Annotated in this window: 16 protein-coding genes; 12 read left to right on the top strand and 4 right to left on the bottom strand. The window is 70.9% G+C overall.

Annotated features, from left to right (window positions below):
• Nucleotides 1-88: 88 nt before the first annotated feature.
• The 9 genes from IE069_RS01650 to IE069_RS01610 all read left to right on the top strand — a co-directional run bounded on the left by IE069_RS01650 (nt 89) and on the right by IE069_RS01610 (nt 6,647).
• A complete protein-coding gene (locus IE069_RS01650) occupies nt 89-535 on the top strand; it encodes a thioredoxin family protein (protein WP_189348353.1) in 447 nt (148 codons plus the stop codon).
• Nucleotides 532-1,032 carry a DUF4395 domain-containing protein gene (locus IE069_RS01645; RefSeq protein ID WP_189348352.1) on the top strand — a complete coding sequence of 167 codons (501 nt, stop codon included), beginning with the start codon at nt 532-534 and terminating at the stop codon, nt 1,030-1,032. Before IE069_RS01650 ends, IE069_RS01645 begins: the two co-directional genes overlap by 4 nt.
• A gap of 262 nt (nt 1,033-1,294) precedes the next feature.
• Nucleotides 1,295-2,191, top strand: a complete 897-nt coding sequence (gene phnD / locus IE069_RS01640; protein WP_189348351.1) for a phosphate/phosphite/phosphonate ABC transporter substrate-binding protein — start codon at nt 1,295-1,297, stop codon at nt 2,189-2,191.
• Nucleotides 2,191-3,039 (top strand): phosphonate ABC transporter ATP-binding protein, encoded by an 849-nt coding sequence (gene phnC / locus IE069_RS01635; RefSeq protein WP_189348350.1) that lies wholly within the window; start codon nt 2,191-2,193, stop codon nt 3,037-3,039. Before phnD ends, phnC begins: the two co-directional genes overlap by 1 nt.
• A complete protein-coding gene (gene phnE, locus IE069_RS01630) occupies nt 3,029-3,850 on the top strand; it encodes a phosphonate ABC transporter, permease protein PhnE (RefSeq protein ID WP_189348349.1) in 822 nt (273 codons plus the stop codon). The genes phnC and phnE overlap by 11 nt, the downstream gene beginning before the upstream one ends.
• A complete protein-coding gene (locus IE069_RS01625; protein ID WP_189348348.1) occupies nt 3,850-4,635 on the top strand; it encodes a tyrosine-protein phosphatase in 786 nt (261 codons plus the stop codon). Before phnE ends, IE069_RS01625 begins: the two co-directional genes overlap by 1 nt.
• Entirely contained in the window at nt 4,635-5,216 is a 582-nt protein-coding gene (locus IE069_RS01620) for a TetR/AcrR family transcriptional regulator (RefSeq protein WP_189348347.1), read from the top strand. The genes IE069_RS01625 and IE069_RS01620 overlap by 1 nt, the downstream gene beginning before the upstream one ends.
• A 52-nt stretch (nt 5,217-5,268) precedes the next feature.
• Nucleotides 5,269-6,123: an EamA family transporter gene (locus IE069_RS01615; protein WP_229790895.1), complete on the top strand. Its 855-nt coding sequence runs from the start codon at nt 5,269-5,271 to the stop codon at nt 6,121-6,123.
• 8 nt (nt 6,124-6,131) lie between these two features.
• Nucleotides 6,132-6,647: an HtaA domain-containing protein gene (locus IE069_RS01610; protein WP_189348346.1), complete on the top strand. Its 516-nt coding sequence runs from the start codon at nt 6,132-6,134 to the stop codon at nt 6,645-6,647.
• Nucleotides 6,648-6,671: 24 nt separating this feature from the next.
• On the opposite strand, the gene IE069_RS01605 is transcribed toward IE069_RS01610, so the two are convergent.
• The 4 genes from IE069_RS01605 to IE069_RS01590 form a co-directional block, all read right to left on the bottom strand.
• On the bottom strand, nt 6,672-7,091 hold the full coding sequence (locus IE069_RS01605) for a GntR family transcriptional regulator (protein WP_189348345.1): 420 nt from the start codon (nt 7,089-7,091) through the stop codon (nt 6,672-6,674).
• Entirely contained in the window at nt 7,088-8,137 is a 1,050-nt protein-coding gene (locus tag IE069_RS01600; protein ID WP_189348344.1) for a hypothetical protein, read from the bottom strand. The genes IE069_RS01605 and IE069_RS01600 overlap by 4 nt, the downstream gene beginning before the upstream one ends.
• A gap of 114 nt (nt 8,138-8,251) precedes the next feature.
• A complete protein-coding gene (locus IE069_RS01595) occupies nt 8,252-8,977 on the bottom strand; it encodes a FadR/GntR family transcriptional regulator (RefSeq protein ID WP_189348343.1) in 726 nt (241 codons plus the stop codon).
• A 77-nt stretch (nt 8,978-9,054) separates the two neighbouring features.
• On the bottom strand, nt 9,055-10,857 hold the full coding sequence (locus tag IE069_RS01590; protein WP_189348342.1) for an L-lactate permease: 1,803 nt from the start codon (nt 10,855-10,857) through the stop codon (nt 9,055-9,057).
• A gap of 242 nt (nt 10,858-11,099) precedes the next feature.
• Here IE069_RS01590 and IE069_RS01585 point away from each other — a divergent pair, with 242 nt between their 5' ends.
• From IE069_RS01585 to IE069_RS01575, 3 genes are read left to right on the top strand one after another with little or no spacing between them, the layout of a single operon-like run.
• Entirely contained in the window at nt 11,100-11,891 is a 792-nt protein-coding gene (locus tag IE069_RS01585; RefSeq protein WP_189348341.1) for a (Fe-S)-binding protein, read from the top strand.
• Complete coding sequence (locus IE069_RS01580; protein WP_189348340.1) at nt 11,888-13,372, top strand: LutB/LldF family L-lactate oxidation iron-sulfur protein; 1,485 nt, start codon at nt 11,888-11,890, stop codon at nt 13,370-13,372. Before IE069_RS01585 ends, IE069_RS01580 begins: the two co-directional genes overlap by 4 nt.
• Nucleotides 13,369-14,001, top strand: coding sequence for a LutC/YkgG family protein (locus tag IE069_RS01575; RefSeq protein WP_189348339.1), 633 nt, complete (start codon nt 13,369-13,371; stop codon nt 13,999-14,001). Before IE069_RS01580 ends, IE069_RS01575 begins: the two co-directional genes overlap by 4 nt.
• Nucleotides 14,002-14,177 lie beyond the last annotated feature (176 nt).

Below are 14,177 nucleotides of genomic sequence, written 5' to 3'. Positions count from 1 at the left end.
GTATGGGCCCCGCCCGCGCAGGGGGCGCCGGGACGTCACGAATCTTTACATCGCGCGGCTCCGGAAAATCGCGGCCTACCGTTGGTACATGACGGATCTCGCTGTTGCCACCGCCCTGGCCGGGCTCGTCGTCGCGACGACGCTGCTCGGGCTGCTCTGGAAGTCCCGTCAGGGCCGGGTGTCCCCCGCTGCCGGCACACGGCAGCTCGACCTGCCGGGCGTGGCTCTGGACGGCCGGACGACGTTCGTCCAGTTCTCCTCGCCCGTCTGCTCCGCGTGCCGGTCCACCGCCCGCCTGCTGGACGAGCTCTCCACCGGGCACCCCGGTGTCGGGCACGTGGAGCTCGACGTCACCGATCACCCCGAGCTCGCGTCGCGGCTCAACATCATGCAGACCCCGACCACTCTGCTCGTGGGCGGCGACGGGATCCTGCGGGCGCGGTTCAACGGGGCGGCCCCGGCCGTCACGGTCCGCGAACAGCTGGATTCAGCGCTTTCCGGCAGCGCCGTCCCGTCCGCCGGAGCGGCGCGGTGACCGCCGCGGGACTCGACCCGCGCGGGCCGCGGTTCGGCGCCGGAATCACCGCGGCCCTGCTGCTGGTGGCCGTCGGGCTCGCCCTGCCGACGGCATCGGCCGTCCCGGCGACCGTGGCGGGGCGGGCGGCACAGCCGGCCTTCCTGCTGGCGGCCCTGCTGACCGCCCTCTTCCTGTGGGGAGCCCTGGCCGGGGTGGGCCGGCACCCGTGGGGACTGCTCTTCCGCGCCCTCGTCCGCCCCCGGCTCGGCCCGCCGGCCGAACTCGAGGACCCCGCCGCACCGACGTTCGCGCAGGCCGTCGGGGCGTTCGTGATGATCCTCGGCGTGGTCCTGCACCTGGCCGGGGTCCCCTGGGGGCTGGCCGGTGCCGCGGCCGCGGCCTTCGTCGCCGCGTTCCTCAACGCCGTATTCGGCTACTGCCTCGGCTGCCAGCTGTACCTCCTGCTCGTCCGCTCCGGGCTGGTGCGCGGCGGCTCACGCCCCCGGCAGCCGTAGAGCGTCCGGACTGCCGCGGCGCGCCACCTGCCGATGCTCCGGGCAGCACCCCCCTCCTCTCCTCTCCTCCCCTCCACGCCCGCGGATCGCGGGCTACCCGTCGGTACCGCCGACTGTTCACCTCTGCGTCATTTCGAGTCCGGCGTTCTCGTAATTCGCCGCCAACCCGGCCCGCCACTCTTGAGGAGCACCCGGGAGGCCCGCGCACCGCACTTCGCGCGCCCGCCTTCCGCACCCCAGGCTCCCCCAAGAAAGGCACCCCATGTCCCGCACGAAGCCGGGCCGCCTCGCCGTGGCCGCCGCCCTCGCGTCCGTCACCGCCGTCGCCCTCTCGGCCTGCGGCGGAGCCACCGAAGCCGGCGAGAGGTCTCCCGCCGACGAGCCGATCGTGTTCGCCATGCCGCCGGGCACCGACGATCCCGACATCCTCGACGAGTTCGGCGTCATCCAGTCCATGGTCGGCGAAGCCACCGGCCGAGAGGTGCAGGAGGAGATGCCCGCCGACTACCTCGGCGTCGTCGAGGCGCTGCGTCAGGACCACGTGGACGTCGCCATCCTCAGCCCGTTCGCCACCGCGCTGGCCATCAAGAACGACTCTGTCGACCCTCTGGTTGTCTGGAAGGCCTCCGACGAGCCGGCCTCCACGTGCTACTCGCTCAAGGACTCCGGCATCGAGGAGGTCTCCGACGTCGCCGGCCAGCAGGTCGCGTTCGTCGACCCGGGGTCCACGACGGGCTACTTCATGCCGGCCTCCCTCTTGAACGCCAACGGGCTCGTGGACGGCGAGGACTACGAGTCCACGTTCGCCGGCGGCCACGACTCGGCGCTGCTCGCCGTCGCCAACGGCTCCGTCGACGTCGCGTGCTCCTCCATCATGGACATCCTGGCCGAATCCGGCACGGTGGACCCGGACGCCTTCCAGGCCATCGGCGAGACCGCCCCGATCCCCGTCGGCGTCGCCGTCGTCGTCAGCCCTGAACTCGATGCCGAGACCCGCGGCCAGCTGCTCGACCACCTGCCCGAGGCCGTCACCGGCAACGAGTCGCTGGCCGCCCTGGGCGGCAACGACGAGTACATCCTCGAGCCGGGCATCGAGCCGTTCCAGCCGCTGCTCGACGCCGCTGAGGCCGTCGGCCTGAACCTCGAGGACATGCGCTGATGAGCCGCCGCGTCCCCTCCACTCCGCGGCCGGCCCCGGCGCCGAGGCTGCGCACGGCGGCCGAGGACCTCGGCGTAGCCCCCGCCGTCCTCGTCGCCAAGAACGTCTCCGTCACGTACGAGGACGGCCACACCGCCCTGAAGGACCTCACGCTCGACGTCCGACCCGGCGAGGTCGTCGCCCTGCTCGGCCACTCCGGCTCCGGCAAGTCGACCTTCATGAAGGCGGCTACCGGCCTCGCGCCCGTCTCCGCGACCCAGCTCACCGTGGGCGGCATCGACCTCACCACGGCGTCCGGCCGGACCCTGCGCACCGTCCGCTCCCGCGTCGGCTACGTGTTCCAGCACTTCAACCTGGTCCCGCAGCTCTCGGCGCTGACCAACGTGCTCACCGGGGGCCTGCACGACGCCGGCGCGCTCGGCACCGCGGGGCTGTTCCCCCGCGCCCAGCGCGAGCGGGCGCTGGCCCTGCTCGAGCGCGTCGGCCTTGCCGACAAGGCGAAACAGCGGGCCGACAGCCTCTCCGGCGGCCAGCAGCAGCGCGTGGCGATCGCCCGCGCGCTCATGCAGCGCCCGCAACTGATCCTGGCAGACGAGCCGGTCGCCTCGCTCGACCCGCGGCTCGCCGGGTCGGTGCTCTCACTGCTGCGGCAGATCGCGCACGAGGACGGGATCCCCGTCGTCGTCTCCCTGCACGTGGTGGAGCTGGCCCGCCGCTACGCGGACCGGTTCGTCGCGCTCGACGCCGGGCGCGCGACCGTCCGCGGCGGCGCCGACGACCTGACCGACGACGCCGTCTCCAGTATCTACGGCCCCGACATGTACAGCGAGGCGCACCATGGAAACTAAGACGAAACCCGAACTGCTCGCCGAGGCCGACCGCCTCAAGCTGTCCCGGCCCTTCCAGGCGCCCGGCGCCGCGGGGATCCTCTCGATCGTCGTGGTCGCCGCGGCCCTGCTGTGGTCGGTCGACGGCGCCGGCTTCAGTATCGGAAAACTGATCGACGGCGCCCCGCGGATGACGGACTACGTCTCGCGGATGTGGCCGCCGAACTTCGAGAAGATGCCCGTCATCGTCGAGCTGCTGATCGAAACCCTGCAGATGGCCGTCGTCGGCACCCTGCTCGGCGCACTGCTCTCCCTCTTCGTCGCCTTCGGCGCGGCGAGCAACATCGCCCCGACGTGGCTCTACACGGCCACCCGCATGGTGCTGAACATCCTGCGCTCCATCCCGGAGCTGATCTTCGCGCTCATGTTCGTCTCCGCCGTGGGCCTCGGCCCGTTCGCCGGCGTGCTCGCGATCATCCTCGGCTCCATCGGCTCGATCGGCAAGGTCGACGCCGAGTCCATGGAGTCCGTGCCGAAGGCCCCGCTGCAGGCTCTGCGCTCGACAGGCGCCTCCAGCAGCCAGGTCATCCGCTTCGGCGTACTCCCCCAGGCCTCCCCGCTGCTGGTGAGCTACACGCTCCTGTTGTTCGAGGGCAACGTGCGCGGGGCGACCGTGCTCGGCCTCGTCGGCGCCGGCGGCATCGGCCTCGAACTCACCAACGCGATGCGCATGTACGACTACGGCCACATGTTCGCGATCGTCCTCTCCATCATCGTGCTGGTCACCCTGATCGACCGCGGTTCCGCCCTGATCCGAAAGAAGCTCTCCTGATGACCGAAACCACCCGGGTCCCCGCCTTCTCCCCGCTCGTGAACCTCCGCGACCTCGGCGGCACGCCCGTCGCGGGCGGCGCCATCCGCCCGGGCACCCTGTGGCGAGCGGACGACGTCGCCTACTCCCCCGCCGCCGAACTGGACGCCCTGGCGGCCGACGGGCTGCGCACCGTGATCGACCTGCGCTCCGATGCCGAGCTCGAGTCGACGGGCGGCGAGGCGCTGCGCGCCCGGCTGGCCGCCGACCACGGGCTGGTCCACCGCCACGTCCCGTTCACCCAGGACGTGGCGGACCCGGCCTCGCTGGCTCGGCTGATGCGGGCGACGGCGACGCTCGACGGCGTCGGCTCCTGGTACTCGAACCTGCTGCGCGAGCAGGCGGCGGCCGTGATCGGCGCGCTCGAGATCATCGCCGAGTCCGACGGCGGCGTGCTCTTCCACTGCGCCGCCGGCAAGGACCGCACAGGCGTCCTGGCCGCGGCCGTGCTCGCGGGTCTGGGGGCGGAGGACGACGTCATCGTCGGCGACTACGCCGCGACCGGCGCCAACCAGCCGGCCATCATGGCCCGTCTGGGCGCCCACCGGCACGCGGCGACCGCGGCCACCGACTCCGTGCGCGCCGGGCTTCCGGGTCCGGAGCACCCCATGCTTGGAGCCCACGCGGCCTCCATGGAGGCGATGCTCGCCGACCTCGAGCGCGACGGCGGCCTCCTCGCCGTGCTCACCCGCGCGGGCCTCCGCGACGGGACGCTCGAGCAGCTGCGCTCGAAGCTGGTCGCCTGATGCCGCACCCGGGGCGCCCACGTGACGAGACGATCGAGACCAGGGTGCTCGGGGCCGCCGTCGAACTCCTGCAGCACCGGCCGGACGACTTCACCATGGCTGATCTGGTGCGGCGATCGGGGGTGTCCCGGGCGGCCGTCTACCGGCGGTGGCCGAGCCGGAAGGACGTAGTGGTGGCCGCGCTGGACACCAACCGTTCGCCGCTGGCGCTCACGCTCCGCGGGTCGCTCCTGGAGACCCTGCGGGACGAGTACCAGAACGCGTTCCAGGATCTCGGCGCCGACACCCTGAACCTGCTGCAGCAACGGCTCATCCAGGGGCTGCGCGACCCGGACGTGCAGCGCTCCTACTGGGAGCGCCACGTCTCCCGACGGCGGTCGGCGGTGCTCGACGCGCTGCAGGCCGGGCAGGCCCGCGGAGAAGTGCGCGGGGACGTCGACCTCGAGGTCGCCATCGACCTCATCAACGGTGCCGCCTACTACCAGGGCGTCGTGCGCGGGGACTGGAACTCCGCCGAGGCGTGCGCGCGGATCGGCGCGGCGATCGACATGGTGTGGGAATCGATCCGCGCCCGCCCGTGAGTGCGTCGAGGAGACCCGGACCGGGCCACCGACGTAGTCTTGGCCGGTGAGAATGCGCGTCGCGGCGTCCCCGCTGTTCCCTGTCCTGCTGGTCCTGCTCAGCATCCTCGGCCAGCAGCTCGGGGCGTCGCTGGCCGGCACGATGTTCTCCACCGTCGGCCCGCAGGGCATGGTGCTCATGCGCCTGGCCTTCTCCGCGATCATCATGGTCGCAATCCTGCGCCCTTCGCTGTCTCGCCTCGGCTGGACGGGCTGGCGGACGATCATCGGACTCGGCGTGGCCATGTCGGCGATGAACCTGATGATCTACGAGGCGTTCGACCGCATCCCCCAGGGCGTGGCCGTGACGCTCGAGGCGCTCGGGCCACTCGTCCTCGCGGTGATCGCCGGCCGGCGGTGGATCGGGGCGCTGTGGGCGCTGCTCGCCTTCACCGGGATCCTGCTGCTGGGCCGTGACGGGTTCGCGGCAGGCGGCCTCGACCCCGTCGGGGTGGCTTTCGCCCTCGGGGCGGCGGCCTGCTGGGCGGGATTCATCGTCATGAACCGGGAGGCCGGCCGGCACTTCCCCGGCGTCGCGGGCTTGGCGCTGGCCATGTGCGCCGGCTCCGTCGTCGCCGCCCCGTTCGGAATCGCCACCGGCGGCGAGAATCTGTTGGATCCGTGGGTGCTCGCGGTCGGCATCGGCATCGCGCTGCTCTCCTCGGCCGTTCCCTACGGTATCGAGACCCAGGTGCTGCGGCTGCTGCCGGCGTCGACTTTCTCCATGCTCACGTGCCTTTCTCCCGTCATGGCGGCGCTGACGGCCTTCGTGGTGCTGGGCCAGCAGCTCGGCCCGGTGGATCTCGCGGCCATCGGATGCGTCATGCTGGCGTGCGTCGGAGCGGTCCGCACGCGCCCAGCCCTATGATGGTGTCCATGCCGGAAACACCAGTACCCACGCAGCCCCACGGCTTGGTTTGGGGCATCAAGAAGAGCTTCGTCGAATACGTCGGCTCATTGGATGACGGGACCATCACTGCGCGCAGCGGCGCCCTGACCACGGACGACGGCGGATTCTCATTCGGCGCCGGCGAGGTCGACCTCTCGGCGGACCTGTCGGCGGGGAAGATGTCGTTCACGGGCGACGTCATCCTCTCCGGCCACGAGGGCATGATGCACGTGCGCCTGCTCGACCCGGCGATCGAGCTGGTCGGCACGCACGCGGTGCTGTCGGTTGCCGCGGACACGGTCGAGGGCACCGACCCGGACCAGGCGCGCATCGTGATCGCGCGTATGTACTCGGGCGGCTTCGCCGACCAGGGAGACACCCTCCAGTGGCGGGTCAACACGGTCCTGCTGACGGACGAGGGCGCCGCGCTCTTCGGCAAGCAGTACCCGAGCGGCCAGATGATGGACGAGATCGTCGCCCACATCCCGCGTCCCGCGGCCTGATCGCTCCAAACCGCGGGCCCGCGGTCATCCGGCGTCGGGACCGGGTGCCGGGAATCTGTGGACAGGCCGTTCGGCCCGGGGGCGCGTCTCCGCGTCGTCCCCGACCCATGCCGCGGCGACCAGCGCCTGGGCTTCCGCCAGCGTCAGCCCCCGCCTGCGCGCCGCCCGCACGAGGTCGGACGCGGGGGCGAAGGCGGCGCCGTCGTCGTGCCCGGGATTGACGCGCGTGCCCGCGGCGCGGGCCGCCCGCACCAGCCCCGCCTCCTCGAGTTCCTTGTAGGCGCGGGCCACCGTTCCGGCGGCGACCCTCAGGTCGACGGCCAGCTGGCGGACGGTCGGCAGGCGTTCGTCGGCGGCGAGCGCGCCGGAGCGGATGAGGGCCTCCAGCTGGCCGCGGATCTGCTCGGCCGGGCCCAGCGGGGAAGCCGGATCGACGGAGATCACGCCGGCTCCCGGACGCCGAACGCCTGGGTCATGCGCCGGGCGCACGAGGCCAGCAGCATCACGCCCACGACCGTCAGCACGACGGAGATCACCAGCATCACGATGGACGCTGTCAGGAACTGCGGGTCGAAGGTGATGTCGGCGGCGTCGATGGGCTCGCCGACGACGAACTCCGTGCGCTGCGCCGCCGAGAACTGGGCTGCGGCCGCCATCACCGCGACGACGGCGCCCTGGAAGGCGAGGAACGCCGTCGAGAGGGTGGCCACCGTGTAGGCGACGGCGGCCCGGACGCCGTTGTCGAGCCGGAAGAGCCTGATGTCCAGCGGGCGGGCCCGGCGCGTGTTGCGCCCCAGAACCACCAGGGAGGCGATGGCGGCGAGGAACGCGACGACCAGAATGACGCCGCCGTAGTACCAGCCCGGATACGGTCCGGAGGCGCCGACGCTGGAGAGCACCTCCGTGACCAGGCCCGACGCGTCGAGCTCCGCGCCGCCCTGCAGCTGGTATCCGAGCTGGCGGAGGCGGCCGGATTCGTCCTCGACGGAGGTCAGCCCGGCCGCGGCCAGACCGAAGACGAGCAGTGCCAGCAGGGCCCCGGGGAACAGGAACGACCACTTCGGCCCGAAGGTCGTCCACCCGCGGCGGATGAGGTCGGCGTGTGTCGGCGTCCCGGCGGGACGGGCTGCCGCGGCGAGGTCCGGGCCTCCTCCGGACTCACGGGGCCACGGCCAGGCGGACCAGGCGACCATGACGGCCAGCCACACCATGACCGGGATCAGCACGACGGGGAGCCCGCCGAGGTGCGGCGCGATGATCTGCCAGGTCAGACAGGAGACGCAGGCCAGGATCGCGATCGCGATCATGCCGACGAAGCGGCGCCGCAGGTGGCGCAGGATCTCGGGGCGGCTGCCGTGGGCGGCGCGCCAGCTCGGCTCGATCAGGTCGCTCAGCCGCGGCGTCTGGCGCGAAACCAGTCCCCGCAGGATCAGGACGAGCAGCCACAGCAGCACGCCGCCGCCCGCCACGATGATCAGCGGTGAGAACACGGGACCCCCTCGGCATTCATCAGACCGCTTGTGGCAGCGACCTGGTACAAGATGTGCCGCCATCCTGCCCGCACCGCACCCTTGTGTCAAACGGTCGACACAACGTGAAGCGGGTCAGCGGACCTCGCGGTGGAACCACTCGATGTGCTCGCGCAGCAGCTCCGCCGCCTGATCGCCTCGACCGCCGGTGACAGCGTCGAAGATGCCCCGGTGCTGCTCCTTCAATACGGCGACGACGGGGCTCCAGGACTCGTCGCTGGAGACCGAGTCGGCGACGTAGTCGCGGATGGCCAGGCGCAGAGATTCCATCATCGCCTCGATCACCGCGTTTCCGGCCAGGGAAGCCAGCAGGACGTGGAATCGCGCGTCGAGGTCGTGGAACTGCTGGCGTTCGACCCCGGGCGACTCCATCTCCTCCAGCAGAGCCTCGGCCTCGGCCAGCACGTCGGCAGCACGCTCCGGCGCGGCCGCGAGATCGGTGGACTGCGCGGCCCACATCTCCAGCAGGACACGGGTCTGGACGATCTCCTCGATCGACAGCTGGGCGGAGGCGATGTGCATGCGCAGGGCGGTCGAGATGCCCGCCGCCGGGCGGGAGATGATGACGGCCCCCGACGACGGGCCGGAGCCCGTCGAGGTCCGCACGACGCCCATGACGTCGAGAATCCGGATGGCGTCCCGCACGGAGGCGCGCGAGATCCCGTGCTTCTCGGCGAGCGCGCGCTCCCCCGGAAGCTGGTCTCCGAGCTTGAGATTCCCCGAGCGCAGGTCCGCCTCGACGCCCTGGAGAACGGTCTCGTAGGCGCGGGGGGTTGCGGGTTTCGCGGCGTTTCGGTTCACGGGATCATTTTCGCACGCCCCGGGGCCGGCACGGCGAGCGCAGCCGTGACCGCCCCCGCGGGCGCGGGACCCCGCCGTCAGGCGGAGACACCCCGGCCGCCCTCATGGTCTGCCGCCAGGTGCGGCTTCTGCTTGAGCATCCACCTGACGATCAGGGCGATGGCCGCCAGCAGCAGAACCAGCATGACGGTTCCGGCATTGAGTCCCAGACCGTGGATGAACAGGTACGCCACGGTGCCGCCGGCCAGGCAGTAGTAGATCGTGACCAGGATGGTCTTGCGCAGCAGGTCGCCCTCGCGGCCGAGCAGGCCCACGGTCGCGGACGCCGCGACGATGTTGTGGATCGAGATGGGGTTGCCGCCCGCACCGCCCACGGCCTGCGCCGCGACGATCGACTCGGGCGGGACGCCGATCTGGGCGCCCGTGGAGAATTGGAACTGCGAGAAGGTCAGGTTCGAGATCGTATTGGACCCGGCCACGAACGCACCCAGGGCGCCGACCCACGGCGCGATGAGCGGCCACGAGCCACCGGAGATGGCGGCGGCGCCCTCGGCGAGCGTCACCGGCATGCTGGAGAGTCCCGAGGCGTTGAGCTCCGGTCCCGACTGGATCAGGATGCGGACCAGCGGGACCGCGAAGAGCAGCGCGACGGCCGTCCCGAAGAGCTGGCCGGCCGAGACCTTGAAGGCTCGCAGGATCTGCTCCCCCTTCATCCGGTGCAGGAGGAAAGCGAAGACGGCGGAGAGGATGAGCACGAAGCCCGGGAGGTAGAACGGCTGGACGCTGGTGCTGATCCCGGTGCCGAGGATGTCCTCCACGGGGATCGCCAGGCCGGTCAGGAACCCCTTGAGGTCCGGGATCACGCGGGTCGCCACGAGGAGCGTCCCCATCAGGATGTAGGGGGCCCAGGCGCGCAGCGGGCTCATGTGGGCCGACATGTCGACTGCCTCGGCCGGCTCGAGGCTGCCCATCCAGCTGTCACCCCAGGTCGAACGCGGTCCGAATTCGAAGGTCTCCTTCGGCATCAGGAATCCCCTGCTGGACGTGAACATGACCAGCGCGAGGCCGATCAGACCCCCGAACAGGGACGGGAACTCGGGACCGATGAACCGGGCCGTGAGGATGGAGGGCACGGTCATGGCCAGCGACGCGTAGAGCGCGAAGGGCCAGATCGCCAGGCCGTCGCGGAAGCGCCGCTCCGGGCCGAAGAAGCCCGTGAGCATGCAGATCATGATCAGCGGGATGAGCAGGCCGACGATGCCGTGGATGGCAGCGACCTGGAATCCGATGCCGTTCACGAACTCCGGCATGGTCACACCCAGCACGCTGATGCGTTCGGCCACGGCGGGATCGCCGCCGAGCCCCTGCTGCACTCCGATGAGGATGGGCGTACCGACGGCGCCGAAACTCACGGGCGTGCTCTGCACGATCAGCCCGACCATCACCGCGGCCATGGCCGGGAAGCCGAGCGCCAGCAGCAGCGGTGCGACGACGGCGGCGGTCGTGCCGAAGCCGGAGGCGCCCTCGATGAAGCTGCCGAAGAGCCAGCCGATGATGATGGCCTGGACGCGGCGGTCCGGCGAGATGTTGTTGAACCCGGCCCGGATGGCCGCCATCGCGCCGCCCACGGTCAGCGTCGAGAGCAGCAGCAGCGCCCCGAACACGATGTAGAGCATGGTGGCCGCGACGATGAGGCCTTCGATCGAGGCGGCGATCACGCCGGTGAAGTCCATCTGCCAGACGAAGAGCGCCACCGCCACCGCGACGGCGTAGCCGACGGGCATGGCGTACTTGGCGGGCCAGCGGAAGCCCGCGAGGAGCACGCCGACTATCAGGATCGGTGCCAACGCGAGGAGGGCTAGTACAGCTAGATTGTCCATATTTCTGGTCCTCTCTGACCATGCCGGCGCAGGATTGCGAGTGATGCGCTGAAGCGGAGAAGCTGTGGCCTGACCACTATGGTCCGACCACACAAAGCGTAGCGCACTCACGAGGGAAATGTGACCCCCTTCACGAAATTCGCCCCTGACCTGTGATGCTGGACTCGATCAGAAAGCGTGTCTACTATGGTCAGACCACACGGCGGCGCCGTGCGGACCTCCTACTCCCCCGAAAGGCGCCCATGAGAATCGCCCTTTTCGCCACGTGCATCGTCGACGCGATGTACCCGTCGACGGCGCGCGCCACGGTCAAGATCCTCGAGCGCCTCGGCCACGAGGTGCTCTTCCCGGCCGGCCAGGCCTGCTGCGGCCAGATGCACACCAACTCCGGCTACTTCGACGCCGCCCGCAAGGTCGCCGCGAACCACGTCGAGGCGTTCGAGTCGGTCGAGTACGACGTCGCCGTGGCGCCCTCCGGTTCCTGCGTCGCCTCGGTCAAGCACCAGCACCCGATGCTCGCCGAGCGCGCCGGCGACGCCGGTCTCGCCGAGCGGGCCACCGCCGTCGGCGCGAAGACGTACGAGCTCACCCAGCTCCTGGTCGACGTCCTCGACATCACCGACGCCGCCGAGCAGCTCGGCAGCTGGTTCCCGCACACCATCACCTACCACCCCTCCTGCCACGGCATGCGCCTGCTGCGACTGGGCGACCGGCAGCTGGACCTGCTGAAGACGGTCGGCGGCATCGACGTCGTCGAACTGCCCGAGGCCGACCAGTGCTGCGGGTTCGGCGGCACGTTCTCGATGAAGAACTCGCAGGTCTCCACAGCGATGCTCGAGGACAAGGCGGAGAACATCCGCTCCACCGGTGCCGGGCTCTGCTCAGGCGGCGACGCGTCCTGCCTGCTGCACATCGGCGGCGGCCTCTCGCGCGCCGGCGCCGCCGCCGGCACCCTCCACCTGGCCGAGATCCTCGCGTCCACGCTCGAGGACCCGGCCGAAGCCCCCAGCACGACGACGGGAGCCACCCGATGAGTTCCACTTTTGTCGGCATGCCGACCCTGCCGAGCCAGCGCGGGCACGGGAACCTGCACGCGGAGGAGCCGTTCCCGCAGGCCGCGACCCGCGAGCTCGGGAACACGCAGCTGCGCGCCAACCTGCGCCATGCCACCCACACGATCCGCGACAAGCGGCTGAACGTCGTCGGAGAGCTGCCGGACTGGGAGGACCTCCGCCAGGCCGGGTCAGACACCAAGGACGCCGTCATGGCGGACCTGCCGGCCAAGCTGGAAGAGTTCGAAGCGAACTTCACCGCCCGCGGCGGCGTGGTCCACTGGGCGCGCGACGCGGAGGAGGCCAACCGGATCGTCACGGACCTGGTGCGCGAGACGGGCTCGGAGGAGGTCGTCAAGGTCAAGTCGATGGCGACCCAGGAGATCGGCCTCAACGAGCACCTCGAGGAGCAGGGCATCGCCGCCTTCGAGACGGACCTGGCGGAGCTGATCGTCCAGCTGGGCGACGACAAGCCGAGCCACATCCTGGTGCCCGCGATCCACAAGAACCGCACCGAGGTCCGCGACATCTTCCTGCAGGAGATGCCGGAGGTCGATCCCGCCCTGACGGACAACCCGGCCGAGCTGGCGATGGCCGCCCGCGCCCACCTGCGCAAGAAGTTCCTCGGCGCCAAGGTCGCGATCTCCGGGGCGAATTTCGCCCTCGCGGACACCGGCACGCTCGGCGTCGTCGAGTCCGAGGGCAACGGGCGCATGTGCCTGACACTGCCGGAAACGCTCATCACGGTCATGGGCATCGAGAAGGTGCTGCCGACCGCGCAGGACCTCGAGGTGTTCATGCAGCTGCTCCCCCGCTCCTCCACGGGCGAGCGCATGAACCCCTACACGTCCCTCTGGACGGGCGTCACCGAGGGCGACGGGCCGCAGAACGTGCACATCGTCCTGTTGGACAACGGCCGCACCAACGCGCTGGCGGACAAGTACGGCCGGACCGCCCTGAACTGCATCCGCTGCTCAGCGTGCATGAACGTGTGCCCGGTGTACGAGCGGACCGGCGGACACGCCTACGGCTCCACCTACCCGGGCCCGATCGGCGCGATCCTCTCCCCGCTCATGACCGGCATCGAGGCCGAGGACAACGGCTCGCTGCCCTACGCGTCCAGCCTCTGCGGCGCCTGCTACGACGCCTGCCCGGTGAAGATCAACATCCCGGACATCCTGGTGCACCTGCGCGGCGAGGACGTGAAGGCCCAGCACGAGGCCAGCCGCGTGCCGACCGAGATGGACGTGCTCATGAAGGGCGCCGAGATCGCCCTCTCCTCCGGCAAGGTGCTGAATCTGATGGAGAAGGCCCTGCCCCTGGGTCGCCTCGTGGCCGGGCGCGACAAGAAGATCAAGAAACTGCCGGGCAAGCTCGCCGGGGCCTGGACCTCCTCGCGCGACATCCCCGCCCCGCCGGCCCAGTCGTTCCGCGACTGGTGGAAGAAGGAGGGACGCGCATGAGCGCCCGCGAAGAGATCATGAGCCGCATCCGCACCGCGTTGAGCGACGCCCCGGCCGTGCCCGAGGTGCAGCGCACCTACCGGCGGACGTCGGAGATGAGCCGCGAGCAGCTGATCGAGCAGCTCGTCGACCGCCTCGTGGACTACAAGGCGAACGTCGACGTCGTGCCGGCCGCCGACGCGGCGGCGACGATCGCCGCGCGACTGTCCGCGGCGACGTCGTACGTGGTGCCCGCCGGCCTCGACGAGGCCTGGCTGGCCGAGGTCCCCGCGGGCACGCGCCGGGTGGTCGATTCGGCTGAGCAGCCGGCGTCGGTCGCCGACCTGGACGCGATCGACGCCGTGGTCACGGCGTCGGCGGTGTCGGTCTCCGAGTCGGGGACGATCATCCTCGACGGGTCCGCGACGCAGGGGCGCCGGGCGATCTCGCTGGTGCCGGACCAGCACGTGTGCGTGGTGCCGGCGTCGACGATCGTTCAGCTGCTGCCCGAGGCCCTGCCCCGGATGGACGTCACGCGCCCGCAGACCTGGATCTCCGGGCCGAGCGCGACGAGCGACATCGAACTGGAGCGCGTCGAGGGCGTGCACGGGCCGCGCATCCTGGACGTGGTGATCCTCGAGGACGCCTAGGGCAGATAACTTTCCCGCGGCCGCGGGAACGCGTCAGGCCTCGTCAGCAGCACCCCTGCCGGCGGGGCCGAACGTCGTTCGCCAGCCAAGGCCCCCGGGTCTACCTCGATTGCCTTGAAACGTATCAAATTGGCGTTACCATGGATGTGAGACGTCGAGACTGGCATCACACCCCC

Source organism: Zhihengliuella salsuginis (assembly GCF_014651715.1).
GTDB lineage: Bacteria > Actinomycetota > Actinomycetes > Actinomycetales > Micrococcaceae > Zhihengliuella > Zhihengliuella salsuginis.
The sequence above is the reverse complement of the archived record's forward strand: the minus strand, read 5'-3'. Positions and strand labels throughout refer to the sequence as shown.